This window comes from Leucobacter sp. M11 (genome assembly GCF_035726885.1).
Taxonomy (GTDB): Bacteria; Actinomycetota; Actinomycetes; order Actinomycetales; family Microbacteriaceae; genus JAPFRB01.
The window spans coordinates 560,351-560,635 of the sequence record NZ_JAPFRB010000004.1; positions in this window are offsets into that span (position 1 = coordinate 560,351).

Genomic DNA, 285 nt, shown 5'->3' on the forward strand with positions numbered 1-285 from the left:
GTCCTTGCTTGCGTGACAGCGTCACAGCTCTCTGCCCGCCCTGAGCCCTATGCCAAACCAAGCACCCTCGCCCCACCCAGGCACCCCAGAACCACACACCTCAGAAACCACCCCCACAAGCCCACTCACCCCAGCCCGGATCACCCGCATCCGGGCGATTTGGGATACCAAATGGGTCTCCCAAGAGCCCCTGCGCCCGATTCGCGCGAGCTCAGGAATGTAGGGATCAGGGCGAACGCGCTAGGATTGGCTGTTGTGTCAGACAGCAACCCGATTTCCCAGGAA